Genomic DNA, 21841 nt, shown 5'->3' with positions numbered 1-21841 from the left:
CGCGCGCAGCGGATGCGGCGCCTCGGCGGCGTCCGCGCCCTGCGCGGCGGCGCCGTCCACCGCCTCGGACGTGCCCGCGCCGGTCTCTCCGTCGGCCACCGGTGTCCGCATCACGACGGGCGGAATCGGCCGCGAGCCGGGGATGTTGATGCGGATGCGGGTGGTGAGCGTCGTCTCGGTCTTACGGTCCTCGGGCCGTCGCTGGGCGTCCGAGGGCGCCGTCTCCTGCGAGTCGGCGGAGTCGCCGGACGTGCCGGTGCCGTACGGCCCGGCGCCCGGCGGATACGGCGAACCGCCTCGGCCGCCCTGGGGCCCGGAGGACGAACGGTCAGTTTCACGACTCAAAGCAGGTACTCCCGGTTGGGTTCGCCGTCCATGATGCGTGTCCAGGACGGCTCGCCGGCGCGCACCAGCTTACTTGCGGTCGCCGCCGGGGAACCCTCTCCCTCGTAATCCCCTGGACAGCGGCCTCGTCAGCGGTACTTGTGCCCTGGCACTGGCGGTGCCGGCAGCGCGATGGTGGCACACATCACAGCGGCGAGCACCCCGCCCAGGAGAAAGACATATGAACCAATCCCCGCACCGAAGACGAAGTCCCCCTCCGGGCGCGGGGCGGTGAGCAGGAACGCCGTGACGATCCATCCGATTCCGGGCGCCGCCGCTCCCACACGCGTACGGCACAACTTGCCGCCGCCCCAGAAGAGTCCGACCGCTCCGGCGAGCGCGAGCAGCAGCCCGCCGGGGAACCAGCCGCTCTGCACCAGTGCGCCGGCGGCCGAGGTGAGCACCCCGAGGAGTACGAGGACGAGATAGACGAGCAGACGTGCGGCGCGGGAGGCGGGGACCTTCGTGGGCCAGGGGGCCTCCTCACGGGCGCTCTCGGCACCGTCCGCGCGAGGGCTTCCCTGCGCCCGGCCGCCGCCGTCGTCCCGCTTGTTCTGCTTTCCGGGCTCGCCCCACGGGCCCCGTTCGCCGCTCATGCGTCCTCTCCCGTCCCCGCTCCGGCTCCCGTTGCCGTTCGCGCCGAGGCGTCCGTTCCCGCGAACAAATCCCGCGCGGGAGCGCCGGAACGCTCGCCGGTGCGGTGCGCGAGACGGTAGAACTCGGTACTGATCAGCGGCTGGCCCAGCCCGTTCGAGAGCGCGAACGTCCCGTCCCCGACGGTGATCTGGGTCGCGTGGGCACGCATCGCCGCGGCCTTCGCCGCCGCGTGGGCCCGCCCGTCGACGACGACGTCCACCTGTGACTCGTCCGCCACCAGGCCGGGTACGTCCTCCGGTTCCGCCAGCGCCTCGTACGGAACGGGGTCGAGCGCGCGGAGCCGCGCGAAGCCGTCCTCGACGACGGCGCGGGGCACGCAGTTCCAGTAGATACGGGGCACTTGGTGCGGTGTGCCCGCTTCGGGCGCGGCGTCGGGATCGGCGGCCAGTTCGGCGGCGCGCATCGCGACGCGGTGGGCCTTGATGTGGTCGGGGTGCCCGTAGCCGCCGTCGGGGTCGTAGGTGACCAGCACCTGCGGACGTACCTCGCGGATGACGGGCACCAGATGCAGCGCGGCCTCGTCGAGGGGCGCCTGCCAGAAGCTGCCGGGGCGGGAGTTGGCCGGGAGGCCCGTCATCCCGGAGTCGCGGTAGCGGCCCGGGCCGCCCAGGAGGCGGTGGTCGCTGACGCCCAACTCGCGCATGGCACGGGCCAGTTCGCCCATGCGGTGCCGGGCGAGCGGGGTGAGTGCGCCGGACGGGGACGTCTCGCCCCCGGAACCGGACCCCGAACCGGACCCCTCGGAAGCGGGCCCGGACTCCGGCTGCTGCTCCGGCGCGAGATGCGCCAGCTCGGCCGGGATGACTTCGCCCTCTTCGCCCAGCGTGCAGGTCACGAGCGTGACATGGACGCCCTCGGCCGCGTATCCGGCCATGGTGGCACCGTTGTTGATCGACTCGTCGTCCGGGTGTGCGTGCACCAGAAGCAGACGGCGGTCAGGGGCTCGGCTCATGCCCCTGACCCTACGGCCCCGCCCGGAGCTGTCAGAACTTGATGTCTCCGAGCATGCCCGCCACGTTCGACGTGAGTTCGTTGATCGTGGGCGCGATCGACGAACCCGCCAGATAGAAGCCCAGCAGCACGCACACCACCGCGTGCCCGGCCTTCAGCCCCGCCTTCTTGACGAGAAGCAGGACGATGATCAAGAGCAGCACGACCGCCGAAATCGAGAGTGCCACGGCGGTTCACCTCCAAGTACGCGCGGTCGGGCGACGGTTCCGGACAGCAATGAGCCCATGACAGGAGCGGGACACCGGCTTCCTACCCGGCTCCCGCCTCGTGCAATGGATCATAACTATCCGTCAGATGGCACGGGCCAGGTGCACAGGTGCAGAGGAGGGGCGCATATTCGAATCCGGCCACCTCCGGGGGCGCCTCCCACGCGGTGAGGGCGCGCCCGTCAGGCTCTACCCTCTGCCGCATGACCACTTCTTTCCCCCGCCAGTACGCACGCACCCAGCGCTTCACCCTGGGCGCCCCGCGTGCGTTCACCGTCGCGCCCGACGGATCCCGTGTCGTCTTCCTCCGCTCCCGCGAGAGCACCGACCGGGCCAACCTCCTCTGGGTGCGCGATACGTACGGCGCCGACGGGGACCGCGAACGTGTCGCGGCCGACCCGGCGGCGCTGCTCGGGGGCGCCGAGGAGGAGCTGTCCGCCGAGGAGCGCGCACGCCGTGAGCGCAGCCGCGAGGGTTCCGCCGGAATCGTCGGATATGCCACCGACAAGGCGGTCGAGTATGCCGCGTTCGCGCTCTCGGGGCGCCTCTTCGTCGCGGATCTGACGGGTACGGGGGAAACCGGCGCGACGGGCGGCGGCGCGACGGGCGGCGGCTGCCGTGCGCTGGAGACACCGGGGCCCGTCGTCGATCCCCGCCCCTCCCCCGACGGCAGCCGCGTCGCGTATGTGGCGGGCGGCGCGCTGCGCGTCGTCGGCCGGGACGGCACGGACGACCGGGCGCTGGCCGCTCCTGAGAACGACCGGATCACCTACGGTCTGGCCGAATTCATCGCCGCCGAGGAGATGGACCGCACCCGGGGCTTCTGGTGGTCGCCGGACGGCGGACGGCTGCTCGTCGCACGCGCCGACGAGACGCCCGTACAGCGGTGGTGGATCGCGGACCCTGCCCATCCGGACCGGCGGCCCTCCGAGGTGGCCTATCCCGCGGCGGGCACCGCCAACGCCGACGTCTCGCTGCATCTGGTGAGCGCGGACGGCGGTGAGCGTCTGGAAGTGGAGTGGGACCGCGCGCGCTTCCCGTATCTCGCGCGCGTCCACTGGTCGGCGGGCGGGCCGCCGCTGCTGCTCGTCCAGTCCCGCGACCAGCGCACCCAGCTCCATCTGGAGGTCGACACCGCCACCGGCGCCACCCGCACCCTGCACACGGAGGAGGACGCGGACTGGCTGGAGCTGTTCCCCGGTGTGCCCACGCGCACGCCGGACGGACGGCCCGTGCGCATCGGCGACGCCTCCGGCACGCGGGTGCTGACGGTCGGCGAACACGCCCTCACCGGCGGGGAGTTGCACGTACGTGCCGTGCTCGACGTCGCGGCGGACGGCGTGCTCTTCTCGGCCTCGGCGGGCGGCGGCACCGGCGGAGGCTCGCTCGGCGGCGCCCTCGACGGGACCGCCCTCGACGGGGCCCAAGTCGGCGACATCGGCGTCCACTTCGCACGCTTCGCGGACGACGGGTCGTGCGCGGGCGTCACGCGCCTGACCGACCCCGGCGACGGCAGCGGCAGCGGCAGCGGCACAGCCGCCCAAGCGCAGCCGCACGTCGCCTCCGCTGTCCGCGGCGGCGACGTCCTGGTGCTCTCCACCGCCTCGCTCTCCCGCGCCGGTGCCCGCGCGGCCGTACTGCGCATGGATCTGCGGGAGGGGGCGCCCACGCTCCAGCCCCTCGACGTCGTCCCCTCGTACGCCGAAGCGCCCCGCCTCAGCACGGCGCCGCGTCTGCTGCTCACCGGCGAACGGCGCATCCCCGCGGGCCTGTTGCTGCCGTCCGACCACCGCGAGGGCGACGGACCGCTGCCCGTCCTGATGGATCCCTACGGCGGACCGCACGGTCAGCGCGTCGTCGCGGCGCACAACGCCTGGCTGACCTCGCAGTGGTTCGCCGACCAGGGCTTCGCCGTCGTCGTCGCCGACGGGCGTGGCACACCGGGGCGTTCACCGGCGTGGGAGAAGGCCGTCTCGCGCGACATCGCGGACGTCACCCTGGACGACCAGGTGGAGGCGCTGCGGTCGCTCGCCGCGGACCATCCGCTGGATCTCACCCGGGTCGGCATCCGCGGCTGGTCGTACGGGGGTTACCTCGCCGCGCTCGCCGTGCTGCGCCGCCCGGACGTCTTCCACACGGCCGTCGCCGGCGCCCCCGTGACGGACTGGCGGCTGTACGACACCCACTACACCGAGCGCTACTGCGGCACCCCCGAGGACGACCCGGAGGTCTACGCCCGCTCCTCGCTCGTCACCGACGACGGGCTCTCGGACGCCGCGGAGACACACCGTCCGCTGATGCTGATCCACGGCCTTGCGGACGACAACGTGGCCGCCGCGCACACGCTGCGGCTCTCCTCCGCGCTGCTCGCGGCGGGACGTCCGCACGAGATGCTGCCGCTGTCGGGCGTGACGCACATGACCCCGCAGGAGCAGATCGCGGAGAATCTGCTGCTGCTCCAAGTGGCCTTCCTCAAGCGGACGTTGGGCATGGAATAGGCATGGCGCAGGGGCGGGAGCACGTCGGACACCGCCGGAGCCCCCCGGCCGCAGGCGACACGAAGGCGCCGCCGCGATCCCCTCGCGGCGGCGCCTTCCAGCGGGACGTAGCACCGGCCCCGGCCTCAGCCCTGCCCTGAACGCGGGCTGAGCGGTATGCCCCTCGGACGCGTCGGTTCCTAGGCCTCCATGGCCCTGAGCGCCGTGTCCAGGACGATCTCCTCGTCGCGGGCAGTCGTGCCCTCCTCCGGGAAGTGGCACGCCGTCAGATGGCCCGCCTTGTTGCCCGTGATCTGCACGAGCGGCGGCTCCTCCGTGGCGCACTTGTCCTGCGCCTTCCAGCAGCGCGTACGGAAGCGGCAGCCCGAGGGCGGGTTGATCGGCGAGGGCACGTCGCCGGCGAGGCGGATGCGCTCGCGCTTGTCGTCCTCCTCGCCGTCGTCGAGCTTGGCCTCCGGCACGGCCGAGAGCAGCGCGTGCGTGTACGGGTGGCGGGGCCGCTCGTAGATGGATTCGCGGTCGCCGACCTCGACGATCTTGCCCAGGTACATCACCGCGAGACGCTGCGAGAAGTGCCGCACGATCGCGAGGTCGTGCGCGATGAAGACGAAGGCGATGCCCATGTCGCGCTGCACCTGCTGGAGCAGGTTGACGACCTGCGCCTGGATGGAGACGTCCAGCGCGGAGACGGGCTCGTCCGCGACGATCAGCTTCGGCTCCAGCGCGAGGGCGCGCGCGACGCCGATGCGCTGGCGCTGGCCGCCGGAGAACTCGTGCGGGAAGCGGTTGTAGTGCTCCGGGTTGAGACCGACGGTCTCCAGCATCTCCTGGATGCGCTTCTCCCGGCCGCCGGGCGGATTGATCCCGTTGACCTCCATCGGGTTGCCGATGATGGAGCCGACGGTCTGCCGCGGGTTCAGCGACGAGTACGGGTCCTGGAAGATCATCTGTATCTCGGAGCGTACGGGCGCCAGTTCCCTGCGGCTGGCGTGGGTGATGTCCCGGCCCCGGTAGGTGATCCTGCCGCGTGTGGGCTCCAGCAGCCTCGTCAGCAGCCGCCCCGTCGTGGACTTGCCGCAGCCGGACTCCCCGACGAGCCCGAAGCTCTCGCCGGGCAGCACGCTCATGTCGATGCCGTCGACGGCCTGTACGGCGCCGACCTGCCGCTTGAACGGGAAGCCGCCCATGATCGGGAAGTGCTTCGTCAGACCCTCGACCGTCATCAGGGGTTCGCCCGACGCCGGCACCTCGTCCTGCGGCTTGGTCAGGGTGAGTTCTTCGCTCATTGCTGTTTCTCCCTAGCCCAGCCGGGGTTTGATCTGCTCGATGAAGAAGGTCTCCTTCTGCTCCGCCGTCAGATGGCAGGCGGCGCCGCGTCCCGCCGGCAGCAGCGGACGCTGTACGGAGCAGGACTTGTCGCCGGCCACCTCGCCGACGTAGTCGCACCGCGGGTGGAACGGGCAGCCGGAGGGCGGCGCGAGCAGGCTCGGCGGCGTGCCCTTGATCGGCATCAGCTCTTCGTCGACGTCGCTCGACAGCCGCGGCATGGAGCTGAGCAGGCCCCAGGTGTACGGGTGCCGGGGCGCGCGCAGCACCTCGCCGACGGTGCCGCGCTCCACGGCACGGCCGCCGTACATCACGAGGATGTCGTCCGCGACGTTCGCGATCACGCCCAGGTCGTGGGTGATGAAGATGATCGCCGAACCGAACTCCTGCTGGAGGTCCTTGAGCAGGTCGAGGATCTGCGCCTGCACCGTCACGTCGAGGGCCGTGGTCGGCTCGTCCGCGATGAGCAGGTCCGGGTTGCACACCAGCGCCATCGCGATCATGGCGCGCTGGCGCATACCGCCGCTGAACTGGTGCGGGTAATCGTCCACCCGCAGCTTGGCGTTGGGGATGCCGACCTTGTCCAGCATCTCGACGGCCCGCAGATGGGCCTCGCGCTTGGAGGCGCCCATGTGCTTGCGGTACGGCTCGGCGATCTGGCGGCCCACGGTGTAGTACGGCGAGAGCGCCGTCAGCGGGTCCTGGAAGATCATCGCCATCTTGTTGCCGCGCAGCGATTCGAGCGTCTTCTCCCGCGCGCCGGTCAACTCCTGCCCGTCCAGCAGGATCTCGCCGGAGACGTCGGTCTTCTTCGGGTTGTGCAGCCCGAGGATGGACAGGTTCGTCACCGACTTGCCGGAGCCGGACTCGCCGACGATGCCGAGCGTACGGCCGCGCTCCAGGTCGAAGGAGAGCCCGTCGACGGCCTTGACGATGCCGCCCTCGGTGTCGAAGTGCACATACAGGTCGCGTACGGAGAGGAACGCTCCGGACGTGCCCGCGTCGCGCGGAGCCGGAACGCCCGCGTCCTTGGTCAGGGTGCTCACAGCGGTACTCCTAGGCCAGCCGCACGCGCGGGTCGATGAATGCGTACGCGGCGTCCACGATGACGTTGAAGAGGATGATGAACGTCGCCGAGAAGAGCATCACGCCCATCACCATGGGCAGATCGGTGTTCGCGACGGAGTCGACCGCCAGCTTCCCCAGCCCCGGCAGGGAGAACGTCCACTCGGTGATCATCGCGCCGCCGAGCAGCGACCCGAGGTCGACGCCGAAGATCGTCACGATCGGGATGAGCGAGCCGCGCCACGCGTAGCGGAAGAAGACGAACTTCCCCGACATGCCCTTGGCGCGTGCCGTGCGGACGTGGTCCTCCGCGAGCTGCTCGATCATCGAAGAGCGCGACAGACGTGTGTAGTTGGCCGTGAAGATGATCTGGATCACCATCCACGGGATGAGCAGGCCCATGAACCAGCCCGCCGGGTCCTCCGAGAGCGGAACGTACGAAGGCTGGTCGAGCAGGCCCAGGTTGAAGACCAGCAGCGCCATCACGAGCGGGCCGACGAAGTAGATCTGCATCGAGCTGAGCACGAGCGAGCCGGTGCTGAAGAGCTTGTCGGCGAACGTGCCGCGCTTCCAGGCGGCGATCATGCCCGCACCGAGACCGATGACCAGGAAGACGATCGCGCCGCCCACGGTGAGCGAGACGGTGGTCGGGAAGCGGTCGAGGATCGTGTCCCAGACCGGGTCCGAGTTCGCGAACGAGTAGCCGAAGCAGGGGGCGGGGCAGGCGCCCTGGGCGAAGGTGCGGCCGGCGAAGATGCCGATCATGAAGTGCCAGTACTGCATGGGTATCGGCTCGTCGATGCCCATGTTCTTGCGGATGACTTCCAGCGCGTCCGGCGTGCAGTTCTTGCCGCAGGCCAGCATCGCCGGATCTCGCGGTACGGCGTAGAAGAGGAAGAAAGTGACCGCGCTGATGATCAGCAGGATCACCATCGCGCCGAGTGACCGGCGGACGAGGAAACGAAGCATGGCGGAACGCAGCTCTCGTGGGCGGCGGATTCGGTGGTGGGGGAACGGCCCGTGGTGCCCTCCCCCCGGGAGTCTCCCGGGGGGAGGGCACCGCGGCCGGCGCGAACGATCGCGCCGTGTGCGTTGCTACTTCTTGACGTACAACTGGGTCGGGTCGATGCCGCTGATGACGTTGTTCATCACGGCGCCGCCGACCTTCGATCCGTGAAGCTGGATCTGCTTGTAGTACATCAGCGGAACGTCGGGCAGGTCCTTCTTGAGGATCTCGTCCGAGAGCTTGCCCCACTCCTTGGCCGCCTCGTCGGCGTCCTTGATCTTGGAGATGCGGTCCATCTCCTTGTTCATCTTGGGGTTGTTGTAGTGCGAGTAGTTCGACGCACCGTCCTGCACCTGCCGGCCGTCCAGGGTCGGCGGGATCACGGTGGACGCACTCGGCCAGTCGGCACCCCACGACGAGTGGTACATGTCGTAGTTGTTCTTGATCTTGCCGATCTGGTCGTAGTAGGTGTCCGTGACGATGTCCTTGAGCTGGACGTCGAACCCGGCCTTGGTCAGGTTGTCCTTCGCAGCGATCGAGAAGTCCGACCACTCGGGGGAGTTCTGGTAGGCGAAGGTCAGCTTCATGCCGGTCTTGCCGGCCTCCTTGAGGATCCGCTTGGCCTTCTTCACATCGCCCTGCGGGTTCTCGACCTTGCCGTACGGGTCGGACTCGGTGTGACCCGCGACCGTCGGGCTCAGGTAGTTGCCCGCCAGCTCACCGCCGCCGGACCCGCCGAAGGCCTGCATCAGCGACTGCGCAGGCAGCGCGTAGGCGATCGCCTCACGGACCTTCTTGTTCTTCAGCCGGTCCATGTTGAAGGAGATCTTGCCGACGTAGGGCTGGTAGCCCGACAGCGAGCGGTCCTTGACCTTCGGGTCGGAGCGCACGGACTGCATGCTGGACGCGTCGACCTGGTTGCTGTAGCTGACCGCGGTCTGGTTCTCGGCGCTGTCGGAGACGAGCCGCTTCGTGGACGCCTCGAAGGAGACGCCGAACTGGATGTTGTGCGAGTCCGGGTACTGGTGGCGCACCGGGTCCGTCTTCGCGTCCCACTCGGTGTTGCGCACCAGCTTCATGCTCTTGCCGGACTTGAAGGACTCGATCTTGTACGGACCGGAAGCCACCGGCTTCTTGTCGTACTTCTCCTTCGTGTCGCCCTTCTTCTGGACGGCGGCGTATCCGGCCATGCCCAGCGCGTAGGGCAGGTCGGGCTGCGGGTCCTTGAAGTGGAAGACGATGGTCTTGTCGTTGGGCGTCTCGAGCACCTTGTCGGACAGGTGGTCGCCCTTGTACGGACCGTCGGGCAGCAGCTTGCGGTAGCCGGTGCCGCTGGCGCCGGCCATCCACTGCTGGATGAAGACGGGGCCCTCGGAGATGAACGGCGCGAACTGCCGCTCGAAGGTGTGGCGGATGTCCTTCGACGTGATCGGGGAGCCGTCCTCCCACTTCACGCCGTCCTTCAGCGTGTACTTCCACGTCCTCTGGTCCTTCGAGGGCGTGCCGCTGTCGGTGGCGAGGTCGCCGACGACCGTGTACTTGCCGGCGCTGTCGCGCTTGTAGCTGGTCAGCCGACGGTGGATGAGGGTCGACATCGAGCCCTCGTCGCTCACGTATATCTGTGCCGGGTCGAGGTGGGCGAAGCTGTCGCGCTGGTAGACCGTCAGCACGCCGCCCTTCTTGGCGCCCTTGACCGGCTCGGCCGGCCCGGTCGAGTCCTTCGCGTCGCCGAACTCGTACTTGATCTGCTGCTTCGCGGCGTCGTCCTTGCTCACGCCTCCGGCGTCGCCGCCGCCGCCGCTGCTGCATCCGGTGAGGATGAGAGCGCCCGCTGCAAGCCCCACGACGGAGACGCGCGCCGTACGCATCCTGAATCTGCTCATAGTGGTGGTAGCACCTGCCTGTCGGTTGTGTGTTGCTGCCTGACTCATGCGGTGCTGGGGTGGCAGCACCCCCCGCTGCTCGGTCGTCAACGTCCCGATTTCGGGTCGAAGGCGTCCCTGACCGAGTCCCCGAGCAGGTTGAACGCGACGATGAAGATCACCATCGCGACGCCGGGGAAGATCATGTAGGTGATGTCGCTCTGGTAGACCTCGGCCCCCGTGGCGAACATCCGCCCCCAGTCGGGAGTGGAGCCCTGCATGCCGACTCCGAGGAACGAGAGGCCCGCGACGCCGGTGACGAAGTTCGGGAGCATGTAGGTCGACTGCACCAGGATCGGCGTGACCAGATTCGGCAGGAGTTCCTTGCGGATGATCCGCCAGGGCGGGGTGCCGGCGACCTTCGCCGCCTCGATGAACTCCCGCTCGCGCAGCGTCAGTACCTGACCGCGCAGCAGACGGGCCAGCGTCATCCAGCCCAGCAGCCACATGACGAAGATCAGCACACAGGCACGCAGCCACGTGGGCATCTCGTCCTGCGGGCTGACCAGGAGCGCGCCGATGACGGGGGTGAAGGCGACGAAGAAGAGCTGGTTCGGGAACGACATCATCAGGTCGGTGAGCCGGCCGAGGAAGTAGTCCGGCTTGCCGCCCAGATAGCCGCCCGCGACACCGATCACGATGGCGAGCACCACCGAGAGGATCGTGATGACCACCGCGAGGGAGAGCGAGGTGCGCATCCCGTAGACGAGCTGGGTGAGGACGTCACGGCCGAGGCCCGGTTCGAGACCGAACCAGAACTCGCTGTCCATGCCGCCGTTGGGCTTGACGGGGTATGCGTTGTCGTTCAGCAGGCCCGGACGTATCTGTCCGTAGCGGGTCCAGGGATCCTTGCCGTAGAGCCAGGAGATCACCGGGGCCAGTGCCGCGATCGCGAACATGATGAGGACGACGAAGGCGGATATGACGCCTGTACGGTCGCGCTTGAAGCGCATCCACATCAGTTGGCCGGGAGAGCGGCCGAGCTGGTCCGTGGCGGCTTTGTCGCCGTCGACCGGCTCGGAGTTCAGGCCGGCGCCATCGGGACCTGGGGTCTCTGCCCCGGCGATCGCGGCCTGGGATGGACTTGTCATCGTGTCTGCGCCCCCGCGCTCGTCAATCTATGCGGATAGATCCATGCGTTGGCACGCTGGCTGTGTCCGTGCCATGGGTTGAGGAGACTTTGCAAGTCAATAAGTGCCCAGTCAAGGGGTATCGGGTTCAGCATGTGGACCCTCGGCGCATCTTGAGCGAAGGTTTTGCAGATTGAGGTCAGAGCGTGCTTGACGAGGTCCGACGCTGTGCGACATATCGTCACATGAATGCTTGAAACGCGTTAACACGACCGCAACTCAGTCGTCGCGGCTCCGATATACGAACCCTGCACTCTGAAGTCCGTACGGCCGTGCGGGTGCCGTAACGCCGGGCCGGGACGGGGCCATGCCGTCCCGGCCCGGACGTACGCGGGGTCGGCGGAGGGCCGGTACAGAGCCTGCCACCCGGCCGCCACGATCCGCCGGTGAACTCCGCAGTAGGCTGACGGAACGCTCCGAGGCGCCGCCGGCCGGACCCACCGCGCGGCACTCGGCAACCGCACCGCGGGGGGCCGCAATTGAGCCACGACAGGATGCTGAGACCCGGCGCGCGGGCGGCGGGCGCCGTGCTGCTCGCCGCCCTCGCGGCGCTCGACCTCGCCTGGATCGTCCGCGACTTCGACAAGGCCACCGCCGTGGCCGACGCCTGGTGGATGTGGTCGGGTCTCATCTTCCGCGCGCAGGACGGGATATGGGCCAGCTCCTTCGTCGAGCCCACGCTGCTCGTCCTCTACACGGTCTGCGCCGTCACCGCCGCGGTCTCCTCCGCCGCCGGCTCGCTCTTCGTCTCCACGGGTGTGCTGACGATCCTGCTGCGCGTCCCCACCCTGTGGAATCTGAACGCGAGTTGGGTGCAGAGCGGCGTCTCGGACGGCCTGCGCACCAAGGTGCTGGTGAGCGCCATCGCGATGCTCGTGGTCGGCGCGGCGCTGATCGTGCTGGGGGCGGTGGGGCGGCGTCCGGTCCATGACGGTACGGAGGCGGCCGACGGTACGGACGGTGCCGGCGGCGCGGACGGTGCCAGCGCCGCGGACGGTGCCGGCGCCGCGGACGGCGGAGCCGATTCCGCCGAACTCGGCGACCACGACGGCGATTTCGCCCGTCCCCGCGGCCACGCCCCCGCGCACAGCACCCGCGACGAACCCCCCGCCCGCCCCACGCGTATCGGCGGCGCCGTCGCGTGCGCGCTGCTGGCCGCGGCCGCCGCCGCGCTGGCCGCCTGGGAGATCCACTCGGCCACCGAGCAGGGCTGGGCGCTGTATTCGAACCACTTCACCGGCGACCGCGCCCTGGCCACGCTGCTCGCCGTACCCGAGAGCTGGTACGGCTGGGCCCTGACGCTGCTGGCGCTGTGGGCGGCGGCAGCGGCGCTGGCCCGCGTCCCGCACTCGCGTCCGCTGGGGATGACGGTGAGCGGACCGCTGCTCGGCCTCGGGCTCTTCCATCTCTCCTTCGCGGCCAAGTCCGGGCTGCTGGGCGACCTCGCCCACCTCTCCACGCGTGACCAACTGTGGATCTGCACCGCCCTGTTGGAGGTCGTCGCCGCGCTGGGCGTGCTCTCGGCGCTGGCGCCGCGGAACGCCGAGGCCGACCTGCGCGAGGCTCAGTCGGGCACGATCCGCGCCTTCTCCTCCGCGTAGTGGCACGCCGAGGGGTGGCGGGCCGCGTTCCCGGCCGTGCCCCTGCCCGGGCCGTCGGCGCCCTCCCCGCCGCTCCCCGCTCCGCCGCCCGCACCGTCGGGGATCCGCAGCGGCGGCTCCTCCCGAGCACACCGCTCGTCCGCCTTCCAGCAGCGGGTGCGGAAGCGGCAGCCGGACGGCGGGTTCGCGGGCGAGGGCACGTCCCCCTCCAGCACGATCCGCGCACGCCCCGCCTCCGCCCCCGGGTCGGGCACCGGCACGGCCGAGAGCAGCGCCTGTGTGTAGGGATGGGTGGGGTGTTCGTAGATCTCGCTCTCCGTGCCGGTCTCGACGAGCTTGCCGAGATACATCACGCCGACCCGGTCCGAGATGTGCCGTACGACGGACAGATCGTGCGCGATGAAGATGTACGAGAGGTCGAACTCGTCCTGGAGCCGCTCCATCAGGTTGACCACCTGCGCCTGCACCGAGACGTCGAGCGCCGAGACCGGCTCGTCCGCGACGATGATCTCCGGCCGCAGCGCGAGTCCCCGCGCGATGCCGATGCGCTGCCGCTGCCCCCCGCTGAACTGGTGCGGATAGCGGTTGACGTACTCCGGGTCGAGCCCGACGACGTCCAGCAACTCCCGTACGGCGCGCCGCCGTTCGCCCTTCGGCGCCACCTCGGGGTGGATGTCGAAGGGTTCGCCGACGATGTCGCCGACGGTCATACGGGGGTTCAGCGAGGTGTAGGGGTCCTGGAAGACCATCTGGATGTTGCGGCGTACGGCCTTCAGCGCCCTGCCGCTCAGCCGGGTCACGTCCTCGCCCTTGAAGCGGATGCTCCCGGAGGTGGGCGCCTCCAGGCTCGTCACCAGCTTGGCCACCGTCGACTTGCCGCAGCCCGACTCCCCCACGATGCCCAGCGTCTCGCCGCGCCGCAGCTCGAACGAGACGCCGTCGACGGCCTTGACCGCGCCCACCTGACGCTTGATGACGACGCCCTGGGTGAGCGGATAGTGCTTGACCAGGTCGCGGACGTCGAGGATCGCCTCGCGTGCCTCGCGCGGGGCGGTGCCCGTCAGCGCCGTACGGGACTCGTACGCGGCGGTGTGCGCACCGGTCGCACCGCCCGCGCCGGCGGCCCGCGCCGCCGCACCCTCACTCGGCGCACTCGTCATCGAGCAGCTCCTTCCAGAAGTGGCATGCGCTGGACCGCCCCTGCCCCACCTCGTACAGCGGCGGTTCGTCGGCGTGGCAGACGGGACGCGCCAACGGGCAGCGGGGGTGGAAGCTACAGCCGGGCGGCACGCGGAGCAGGCTCGGGGGCAGCCCCTTGACGGCGTCGAGCTGCTGGCCCTTCTGGTCCAGCCGCGGGATGGAGTCGAGCAGCCCGCGGGTGTACGGGTGCGCGGGCGCCCGGTAGAGGTCGCCGACCGGTGCGGTCTCCACGATGCGGCCCGCGTACATCACGGCGATCCGGTCGGCGACGTCGGCGACGACGCCCAGATCGTGGGTGATGAGGATCAGGCCCATCCGGTACTCGCTCTGCAACTCCGCGAGCAGCTCCATCACTTGGGCCTGTACGGTCACATCCAGCGCGGTCGTCGGCTCGTCCGCGATGATCAGCTCGGGCTCCAGCGCGAGCGCCATGGCGATCATGATGCGCTGCCGCATCCCGCCGCTGAACTGGTGCGGGTAGTCGCCCGCGCGCTCGCGGGCCGCGGGAATCCGTACGCGCTCCATCAGTTCGACGGCCTTCGCGCGGGCCTCCTTGCGGGAGGCGCCCCGGTGCACCTGGAACATCTCGCCGAGCTGCTGCCCGACGCTCAGCACCGGGTTCAGCGCGGAGAGGGCGTCCTGGAAGATCATCGCCATCCGCGCACCGCGTACGGCACGGCGCCCCTCGGCGGACATCCGCAGCAGGTCCCGGCCGCCGAAGCGGATCTCGCCGCCCGTGACGTGCCCCGGCGGCGAGTCGAGGATGCCCATCACGGCCTGCGCGGTCACGGACTTGCCGCAGCCGGACTCCCCCAGCACGGCCAGCGTCTCACCGGCGGCCACACCGAAGCTGACCCCGTCCACGGCGGTGGCCACTCCGTCGCGCGTACGGAACTCCACGCGCAGATCCCGCACTTCGAGCAGCCGCGCGGGGTCCGCCCCGTCGGGGTCAGGGCCGGGAGCCGGGCCGCCGCCCGCCTGGGTCTGTGTCACGTACGCCTCCCTCAGCGCAGCTTGGGGTCGAGGGCGTCGCGCACCGCGTCGCCGAGCATGATGAACGCCAGAACGGTCAGGCTCAGCGCGGCGGCGGGATAGAGCAGGATGTGCGGCGCGTTGCGGAACTGCATCCCCTGCGACGCGTCCGAGATGTCCGCGCCCCAGGAGACGGTGGGCGGCTGGAGCCCGACGCCCAGATAACTCAGGGTCGCCTCCAGGGCGATGTACGTGCCGAGCGCGATGGTCGCGGTGACGATCACGGGCGCGATCGCGTTCGGAAGGATGTGCCGCACCAGCATCCGTACGTTGCCGGCGCCCAGGGCGCGCGCGGCCAGCACATAGTCGTTCTGCTTGGCCGCGATGACCGCGCCGCGCGCGATACGGGCGATCTGCGGCCAGCCCAGCAGAACGATGAAGGCGACCACCGTCCACACCGAGCGGCTGCCCGTCATCGACAGGAACACCAGCCCGCCGAGCATGATCGGGATGCCGAAGAAGACGTCCGTCAGCCGCGAGATCAGCGCGTCCCACCAGCCGCCGAAGAAACCGGCGAGCCCGCCGAGGACGCTGCCGGCCGCGGCCACGCCCAGCGTCGCGCAGACGCCGACGGTCACGGACGTACGGGCCCCGTAGACCACGCGCGTATAGACGTCGCAGCCCTGGGTGTCGAAGCCGAACCAGTGGCCGGGGGCGGCCGGATCGAGCGACTTGTCGAGGCTGCACGAGAGCGGGTTGCGCCCGGCGATCATTCCCGGCCAGACCGAGATCAGGACGAGGAAGAGGATCAGCAGCGCCGAGACGATGAAGACGGGGTTGCGGCGCAGGTCGTACCAGGCGTCGGACCAGAGGCTGCGGGAGCGCCCCGCAGGGCCGGGTCCGGGCCCAGTTCCGGGCTCAGTTCCGGGGCCCGGGGCGGAGGACGGCGCGGGGGACGGTGCCGACGGTGCGGTGCCGGGAGCGGGCGCAAGCCCGGTGGCACCGGCGGGCGCGGTGGCATCCGCCGTACCCGTCGCGTCCGGCCCCGGCCCGTCCGCCGGAGGTGTGCTCTCGGGCGCGCGCTCAGCCATGCGCCACCTCCCGCCCGCCGCACGCTCCGGTGCTGCCGCCTGCGGGCCTGCTGTCTTCTGCGCTGCTGCCTTCTGTGCCGTTGAGTTCACGCATAGCGGATCCTCGGGTCGAGCACGGCGTAGAGGAGGTCGACGATCAGATTCGCGAGAAGGAAGACGATCACGAGGATCGTCACGAAGCCGACGACGGTCGGCGAGTTCTGCCGGACGATGCCCTGCCAGAGCTGGAATCCGACGCCCTGGATGTTGAAGATCCGCTCGGTGACCAGGGCCCCCGCCATCAGGTTCCCGACGTCCGTGCCGAGGAAGGTGACGACGGGGATCAGCGAATTCCGCAACAGATGGCGGACGTTGACCCGGGCCCGCGGCAGCCCTTTCGCCACCGCGGTGCGTACGTAGTCGGCGCGGACGTTCTCACTGATCGACGCCCGCGTCAGCCGTGTGACGTACGCGAGCGACAGCAGCGCCAGCACCAGCCCCGGGAGCAGCAGTTGACCGACCGGCGCCGCGGGCGAGACGGCCGGCGGGATCCAGCCCCACTTCACGCCCAGCAGATACTGCGCCAGGGTGCCCGTGACGAACGTCGGCACCGAGATGACGACGAGCGTGAGCATCAGCACCGAGCTGTCGACGGGACGGCCGCGCCGCAGCCCGGTGATCACGCCCAGCGCGATGCCGATGACGATCTCGATGATCACCGCGATCAGGGCGAGCCGCAGCGTGACGGGAAAGGCCCTGGCCATCAGCTCGGTGACGGGCTGCCCGTTGAAGGCCGTGCCGAAGTCGCCGGTGAAGATGTCGCCCATGTACAGCAGGTATTGGAGCCACAGCGGCTNTCGAGATTGAACTGGGCGCGCAGCTGCGCGGCGGTGGCGGGGTCGGGCGCCCGGTCCCCGAACATCGCGTTGACCGGGTCGCCGACCGCGTACACCATCACGAAGATGAGGAACGTCGTCCCGATGAAGACCGGGATCATCTGGAGCAGTCGTCTGACGACGTAGCGCCCCACGGCGGCTCACACTCTCACTTGACTCTGATGTCGGTGAAGACGGGCACGGAGAAGGGATTGAGCCGTACGTCGCTCACCCGGTCCGAATATCCGGCGTTACCGTCCTGGTACCAGAGGGGAATGGCCGGAAGGTCGTCCAGCACGATCTTCTCCGCCTTCTGGAACTTGCTGACGGCCTCCTTCTGGCCGGCGGCGTTCGCCTCGTCCATGAGTTCGTCGACGCGCTTGTCGGCATAGCCGGCGTCGTTGGAGGAGGCGTCCGTGTAGTACAGCGGCTGCAGGAAGTTCTGGATCAGCGGATAGTCCATCTGCCAGCCGGTACGGAACATGCTCTTGAGCTTCTTACCGGCGATGTCCTTGCGGAACTCACCGAAGGTCGGCACCGGATTGACGCTGCACGCACCGGACTTGCCCAGGGTGTTGTTGATGCTGTTGCACACGGCGTCCATCCACTGCCGGTGCGACCCGGTGTCGACGTTCGAGGTGAGCGTGACCTTGCCGCCCGGCAGTCCGCCGCCCTCCTTGATGAGCTTCTTCGCCTTCTTCGGGTCGTACGAGCAGACCTCGCCGCACAGGCCCGGCTTGTAGCCGCCGGACTTGGTGAGGACGGGCGAGGTGAGGTCCGTGGCCGGCTTGCGGGTGCCGTGGTAGATCTTCCGCGTCACTTCCTCGCGGTTGATCGCCATCGAGACCCCGCGGCGTACCTTCTTGGCCTTCTCGGTCTGCCATTCCTTCTGGTAGAGCGGGAAGGACAGCGTCTGGAGAATGCCCGCGGGCTGGTTGATGTAGCGCCCGTCGAGATCCCGCTTGGCGTTCTTGAGCTGACCCGCCGGCAGTTCGTCGAAGACGTCGAGGTTCCCGGCCTGGAGATCGGTGTAGCCGGTGTTCTGGTCCGTGTAGACCTTCAGCTCGACGCCCTTGTTCTTCGGCTTGTCCGGACCCGCGTACTTCTTGTTCGCCGAGAGCCTCATGGACTGGCCCTTGGTGTACGAGTCCACCTGGTAAGGGCCGTTCCCGACGGGCTTCTTCAGCCAGCCCTGGTGGTCGGTGAAGAACTTCTCCGGCAGCGGCGAGAAGGCGGCGTACCCGAGGGTGTCCGGCCATTGCGAGAACTTCTGGTTGAGCCGCACCGTGAAGGTGTTCTTGCCCGTCACCTTCAGCCCGGACATCGTCTTGGCCTTGGGCTTGGCACCCTCGTTCTCGGGGTGTACGTCGTCGTACCCGTCGATGTATTCGAAGAAGTACGAACTGACCTGGTTGTTGGTGACGAGCGCCCCGTAATTCCAGGCGTCCACGAAGGACTTGGCGGTCACCGGCGATCCGTCGGAGAACTTCCAGCCCTTCTTCAGCGTGATGTCGAAGTTCCGCTGGTCGTCCGTCGTGATCGACTCGGCCACGGCGTTCTCCGCCTTGCCGCTCTGCGGGTTGTAGCGCTTGAGCCCCCGGAAGGTCATCTCCAGGACCTTGCCGCCCTGCACCTCGTTGGTGTTGGCCGGCTCCAGGGGATTCTGGGGGTCGGTCCAGAAGGCCCGTACGATCCCGGCGTCCGAACCGGCCGCCGTACCTCCGCCCGCTCCCCCGCCGCACCCCGCAGCGGCGATGGTGACGACCGTCGCACAGCCGAATGCCCATGTGACACGCGTGGCTCCACGCATGGGTGCCTCCTCGGTACCGCCGACGTCTTGCCTTGCCGACCAGATAACACCCTCCGCGCGGCATCATCTCGGCGTCGCGGCGGCCCCGCGGAGCCGTTTCGGGGACGGGGTCCCGGGCGGCGCGGCCCCATTACGGGCCCCACAGGGGGAGTTCGGACGACGCAAAGCGGCGGCCCCCGGTACGACCGGCCGGGTGACCGGGTACCGGGGGCCGCCGCGTGGCCCTCGTACTGCTCCGTTCTCAGCGCACGTCTCAGCGCACGCTCAGCGCTTCTTTCAGCTCTGCTCTCAGCGCTTCGCGCGCGCAGCCGCCCGCCCGCGAGCCTTCTGATCCAGCTCGACCTTGCGGATGCGAACGGTGTCGGGGGTGACCTCGATGCACTCGTCCTCGCGGCAGAACTCCAGGGACTGCTCCAGCGAGAGCTTGCGCGGCGGCACCAGGTTCTCCGTCGTATCGGCCGCCGCCGCCCGCATGTTGGTGAGCTTCTTCTCCTTGGTGATGTTCACGTCCATGTCGTCGGAACGGGAGTTCTCGCCGACGATCATGCCCTCGTACACCTCGGTGCCCGGCTCGATGAAGATCGTGCCGCGCTCCTGGAGATTCATCATCGCGAACGGCGTCGCGGAGCCCGCCCTGTCCGCGACGAGCGAGCCGCTGCGCCGCGTCCGCAGATCGCCGAACCACTGCTCGTGGCCCTCGTAGATGCTGTGGGCGATGCCGGTGCCGCGGGTCTCCGTCAGGAACTCCGTACGGAAGCCGATCAGTCCGCGGGCGGGCACGATCCACTCCATGCGGATCCAGCCGGACCCGTGGTTGGTCATCGTCTCCATCCGCCCCTTGCGCGAGGCCATGAGCTGTGTGATGGCGCCCATGAACTCCTCGGGGGCGTCGATCGTCATCCGCTCCACCGGCTCGTGCAGCTTGCCGTCGATCTCCCGCGTGACGACCTCGGGCTTGCCGACCGTCAGCTCGAAGCCCTCGCGGCGCATCGTCTCGACGAGGATCGCCAGCGCCAACTCGCCCCGGCCCTGCACCTCCCAGGCGTCGGGACGCTCGGTGGGCAGGACGCGCAGCGAGACGTTGCCGACCAGTTCGCGGTCCAGCCGGTCCTTCACCAGGCGGGCCGTGACCTTGTGGCCCTTGCCGCCCCTGCCGACCAGCGGCGAGTTGTTGGTGCCGATCGTCATCGAGATCGCCGGCTCGTCGACGGTGATCAGCGGCAGCGCCACCGGGTTCTCCGGGTCGGCCAGGGTCTCGCCGATCATGATGTCGGGGATGCCGGCGACCGCGCAGATGTCGCCGGGCCCGGCGGCCTCGGCGGGCTTGCGGGTAAGCGCGTCCGTCATCAGCAGCTCGGTGATGCGTACGTTCTGCTCGCTGCCGTCCCGCTTGAGCCAGGCGACCGTCTGACCCTTCTTCAGCGTCCCGTTCTTCACGCGCAGCAGCGCGATACGGCCGAGGAAGTTGTCGGCGTCGAGGTTGGTGACGTGCGCCTGGAGGGGCGCGTCCTCCTCGTACGTCGGCGCCGGGACGGTCTCCAGCAGCGTGGTGAAGAACGGCTCCAGGCTGTCGCTGTCGGCGGGGACGCTGCCGTCCTCGGGCTGCGTCAGCGACGCGACGCCGTCCCGCGCGCACGCGTAGACGATGGGGAACTCGATCTGCTCCTCGTCCGCGTCCAGGTCGAGGAAGAGGTCGTAGGTGTCGTCGACGACCGCGGAGATACGGGCGTCGGACCTGTCCGTCTTGTTGATGCAGAGGATCACCGGAAGCCGCGCTTCCAGCGCCTTGCGCAGGACGAAGCGGGTCTGCGGCAGCGGCCCCTCGGAGGCGTCCACCAGCAGCACCACGGCGTCCACCATGGACAGGCCGCGCTCGACCTCGCCGCCGAAGTCGGCGTGGCCGGGGGTGTCGATGATGTTGATGACGACGGAGTCTCCGCCGCCCTTGGGGTGGTATTTGACCGCGGTGTTCTTCGCGAGAATGGTGATGCCCTTCTCGCGCTCCAGGTCGCTGGAGTCCATCACGCGGTCGTCCACGGACTCGAGCTGGTGGGCCGCGAACGCTCCGGCCTGCTTGAGCATGGCGTCGACGAGGGTGGTCTTCCCGTGGTCGACGTGGGCGACGATGGCGACGTTACGGATGTCGTGGCGCGTGGGCATGACTGACTGACGCTTCTCCCGGATCGTGGGTGGACGCGGGTCCGTTCACTGCATCTCACGCGCCCTGCCGGGCTGGATCTCGCCGCGGCACTGCCCACCATGGTAAGGCCCGGCCGCCTGCCGGACGGCGTCCGCCCTGTGCCGGTGGCCGGGCCCGAGGCCCTGCGGCGCCCGGGAAGGGAGGTCCCGGGTGCCGCCGCCGGGTCACTTCTCGAAGCCGATGTCCTGGTAGCGCGGGGTCTCGAAACCGAAGGCGCCCGCGTTCGCGACCTTCTCGCTCGCGGCCACCAACTGCGGCCGCTGGTAGAGCGGAACCGATCCCGCCGCCGCCCAGATGCGGGCGTCGGCGCGCTTGATGAGGTCGTTGCGTGCGCCGTCGTCCAGCTCCTTGGACGCCTGGTCGAAGAGCTGGTCGATCTGGTTGGTGCCGACGCGGGTGTAGTTCTGCTCGACGAGCAGCGAACCGTCCGCGGCGGCCGCCGGCTTGGCGAAGATCGGACGGGCGTCGGTCGCCGGGTAGGCCGTTCCCGGCCACGAGTAGATGGCCAGGTCGTAGTCGCCGGTGGTGATGTGCTTGGCGAAGTACTCCTCGTCCGGCACCTGCTTCATCTTCGTCCGCACGCCGATACGGGTCAGCGCCTTGGCGATACGGGTGCCGGTCGCCCTGATCGGCTCCGAACCGGGCCCGGAGGGCAGCACGAACCGCAGCGTCAGCGGCTTGCCCGCCTTCATGCGCTGCACCTTGGCGCCGCCGTCGGACAGCAGCCGCAGCTCGTCCGCGCCGGCACGGGCGTGCGTCGCCTCCGTCAACTGCGCGCGGGCCTCGCGCACCTCGCTCGCCGAGCCGCGCGACTGCGCCTCGCCCAGTTCGAGGCGGGCGGCCTGCGTCATGAGCGAGGCGCGCTGCCCGGCGGTGACGGGCGAGAGCGTGAGCGGCTGCGCCGCGAG

The 21841-nt window shown here is 69.6% G+C and carries 15 protein-coding genes and 3 pseudogenes; 2 read left to right on the top strand and 16 right to left on the bottom strand.

Features of this window, described 5'->3' with window-relative positions; translation table 11 throughout:
* From AN218_RS36320 to AN218_RS01050, 4 genes and pseudogenes are all read right to left on the bottom strand, one after another.
* A pseudogene (locus AN218_RS36320) lies at positions 1-345 on the bottom strand (hypothetical protein); the annotation flags it as partial.
* A gap of 128 nt (positions 346-473) precedes the next feature.
* Positions 474-980, bottom strand: a complete 507-nt coding sequence (locus AN218_RS01060) for a DUF6113 family protein (protein WP_275936948.1) — start codon at positions 978-980, stop codon at positions 474-476.
* Positions 977-1993: an N-acetyl-1-D-myo-inositol-2-amino-2-deoxy-alpha-D-glucopyranoside deacetylase gene (gene mshB, locus AN218_RS01055; protein WP_070014533.1), complete on the bottom strand. Its 1017-nt coding sequence runs from the start codon at positions 1991-1993 to the stop codon at positions 977-979. Before mshB ends, AN218_RS01060 begins: the two co-directional genes overlap by 4 nt.
* A 31-nt stretch (positions 1994-2024) precedes the next feature.
* Positions 2025-2219, bottom strand: coding sequence for a hypothetical protein (locus AN218_RS01050; protein ID WP_070014532.1), 195 nt, complete (start codon positions 2217-2219; stop codon positions 2025-2027).
* Positions 2220-2461: 242 nt separating this feature from the next.
* Here AN218_RS01050 and AN218_RS01045 point away from each other — a divergent pair, with 242 nt between their 5' ends.
* Positions 2462-4756, top strand: a complete 2295-nt coding sequence (locus tag AN218_RS01045) for a S9 family peptidase (protein ID WP_070014531.1) — start codon at positions 2462-2464, stop codon at positions 4754-4756.
* A gap of 179 nt (positions 4757-4935) precedes the next feature.
* Here the strand turns inward: AN218_RS01045 and AN218_RS01040 are convergent, their stop codons facing one another.
* The 5 genes from AN218_RS01040 to AN218_RS01020 form a co-directional block, all read right to left on the bottom strand.
* A complete protein-coding gene (locus AN218_RS01040; protein ID WP_070014530.1) occupies positions 4936-6042 on the bottom strand; it encodes an ABC transporter ATP-binding protein in 1107 nt (368 codons plus the stop codon).
* Between the two features lie 12 nt (positions 6043-6054).
* Positions 6055-7128, bottom strand: coding sequence for an ABC transporter ATP-binding protein (locus AN218_RS01035; RefSeq protein ID WP_070014529.1), 1074 nt, complete (start codon positions 7126-7128; stop codon positions 6055-6057).
* Between the two features lie 10 nt (positions 7129-7138).
* Entirely contained in the window at positions 7139-8116 is a 978-nt protein-coding gene (locus AN218_RS01030; protein ID WP_070014528.1) for an ABC transporter permease, read from the bottom strand.
* 126 nt (positions 8117-8242) lie between these two features.
* Positions 8243-10036 carry an ABC transporter substrate-binding protein gene (locus tag AN218_RS01025; RefSeq protein ID WP_070014527.1) on the bottom strand — a complete coding sequence of 598 codons (1794 nt, stop codon included), beginning with the start codon at positions 10034-10036 and terminating at the stop codon, positions 8243-8245.
* An 86-nt stretch (positions 10037-10122) separates the two neighbouring features.
* Positions 10123-11166, bottom strand: coding sequence for an ABC transporter permease (locus AN218_RS01020; protein WP_079131704.1), 1044 nt, complete (start codon positions 11164-11166; stop codon positions 10123-10125).
* 533 nt (positions 11167-11699) lie between these two features.
* Here AN218_RS01020 and AN218_RS01015 point away from each other — a divergent pair.
* Entirely contained in the window at positions 11700-12806 is a 1107-nt protein-coding gene (locus AN218_RS01015) for a hypothetical protein (RefSeq protein ID WP_070014525.1), read from the top strand.
* On the opposite strand, the gene AN218_RS01010 is transcribed toward AN218_RS01015, so the two are convergent.
* From AN218_RS01010 to AN218_RS00980, 7 genes and pseudogenes are all read right to left on the bottom strand, one after another.
* Positions 12770-13966, bottom strand: a complete 1197-nt coding sequence (locus AN218_RS01010; protein ID WP_079131703.1) for an ABC transporter ATP-binding protein — start codon at positions 13964-13966, stop codon at positions 12770-12772. The genes AN218_RS01015 and AN218_RS01010 overlap by 37 nt on opposite strands.
* Positions 13947-14930, bottom strand: a complete 984-nt coding sequence (locus tag AN218_RS01005) for an ABC transporter ATP-binding protein (RefSeq protein WP_070014536.1) — start codon at positions 14928-14930, stop codon at positions 13947-13949. Before AN218_RS01005 ends, AN218_RS01010 begins: the two co-directional genes overlap by 20 nt.
* An 80-nt stretch (positions 14931-15010) precedes the next feature.
* A complete protein-coding gene (locus AN218_RS01000; protein ID WP_079131702.1) occupies positions 15011-16069 on the bottom strand; it encodes an ABC transporter permease in 1059 nt (352 codons plus the stop codon).
* Between the two features lie 86 nt (positions 16070-16155).
* Positions 16156-17078, bottom strand: a pseudogene (locus AN218_RS00995) (ABC transporter permease).
* A 14-nt stretch (positions 17079-17092) separates the two neighbouring features.
* Positions 17093-18733 carry a peptide ABC transporter substrate-binding protein gene (locus tag AN218_RS00990; RefSeq protein ID WP_070014524.1) on the bottom strand — a complete coding sequence of 547 codons (1641 nt, stop codon included), beginning with the start codon at positions 18731-18733 and terminating at the stop codon, positions 17093-17095.
* A 288-nt stretch (positions 18734-19021) separates the two neighbouring features.
* Positions 19022-20893, bottom strand: a complete 1872-nt coding sequence (gene typA, locus AN218_RS00985; protein WP_070014523.1) for a translational GTPase TypA — start codon at positions 20891-20893, stop codon at positions 19022-19024.
* A 204-nt stretch (positions 20894-21097) separates the two neighbouring features.
* A pseudogene (locus AN218_RS00980) lies at positions 21098-21841 on the bottom strand (ABC transporter family substrate-binding protein); the annotation flags it as partial.

Source organism: Streptomyces nanshensis (assembly GCF_001751255.1).
Taxonomy (GTDB): Bacteria; Actinomycetota; Actinomycetes; order Streptomycetales; family Streptomycetaceae; genus Streptomyces; species Streptomyces nanshensis_A.
This window is presented reverse-complemented; position numbering and strand designations above follow the sequence as displayed.

Coding starts and splice junctions, on each gene's coding strand:
- AN218_RS01060 (WP_275936948.1), bottom strand. CDS start 980: ATGAGCGGCGAACGGGGCCCGTGGGGCGAGCCCGGAAAGCAGAACAAG.
- mshB (WP_070014533.1), bottom strand. CDS start 1,993: ATGAGCCGAGCCCCTGACCGCCGTCTGCTTCTGGTGCACGCACACCCG.
- AN218_RS01045 (WP_070014531.1), top strand. CDS start 2,462: ATGACCACTTCTTTCCCCCGCCAGTACGCACGCACCCAGCGCTTCACC.
- AN218_RS01040 (WP_070014530.1), bottom strand. CDS start 6,042: ATGAGCGAAGAACTCACCCTGACCAAGCCGCAGGACGAGGTGCCGGCG.
- AN218_RS01030 (WP_070014528.1), bottom strand. CDS start 8,116: ATGCTTCGTTTCCTCGTCCGCCGGTCACTCGGCGCGATGGTGATCCTG.
- AN218_RS01025 (WP_070014527.1), bottom strand. CDS start 10,036: ATGAGCAGATTCAGGATGCGTACGGCGCGCGTCTCCGTCGTGGGGCTT.
- AN218_RS01020 (WP_079131704.1), bottom strand. CDS start 11,166: ATGACAAGTCCATCCCAGGCCGCGATCGCCGGGGCAGAGACCCCAGGT.
- AN218_RS01015 (WP_070014525.1), top strand. CDS start 11,700: ATGCTGAGACCCGGCGCGCGGGCGGCGGGCGCCGTGCTGCTCGCCGCC.
- AN218_RS01010 (WP_079131703.1), bottom strand. CDS start 13,966: ATGACGAGTGCGCCGAGTGAGGGTGCGGCGGCGCGGGCCGCCGGCGCG.
- AN218_RS01000 (WP_079131702.1), bottom strand. CDS start 16,069: ATGGCTGAGCGCGCGCCCGAGAGCACACCTCCGGCGGACGGGCCGGGG.
- AN218_RS00990 (WP_070014524.1), bottom strand. CDS start 18,733: ATGCGTGGAGCCACGCGTGTCACATGGGCATTCGGCTGTGCGACGGTC.
- typA (WP_070014523.1), bottom strand. CDS start 20,893: ATGCCCACGCGCCACGACATCCGTAACGTCGCCATCGTCGCCCACGTC.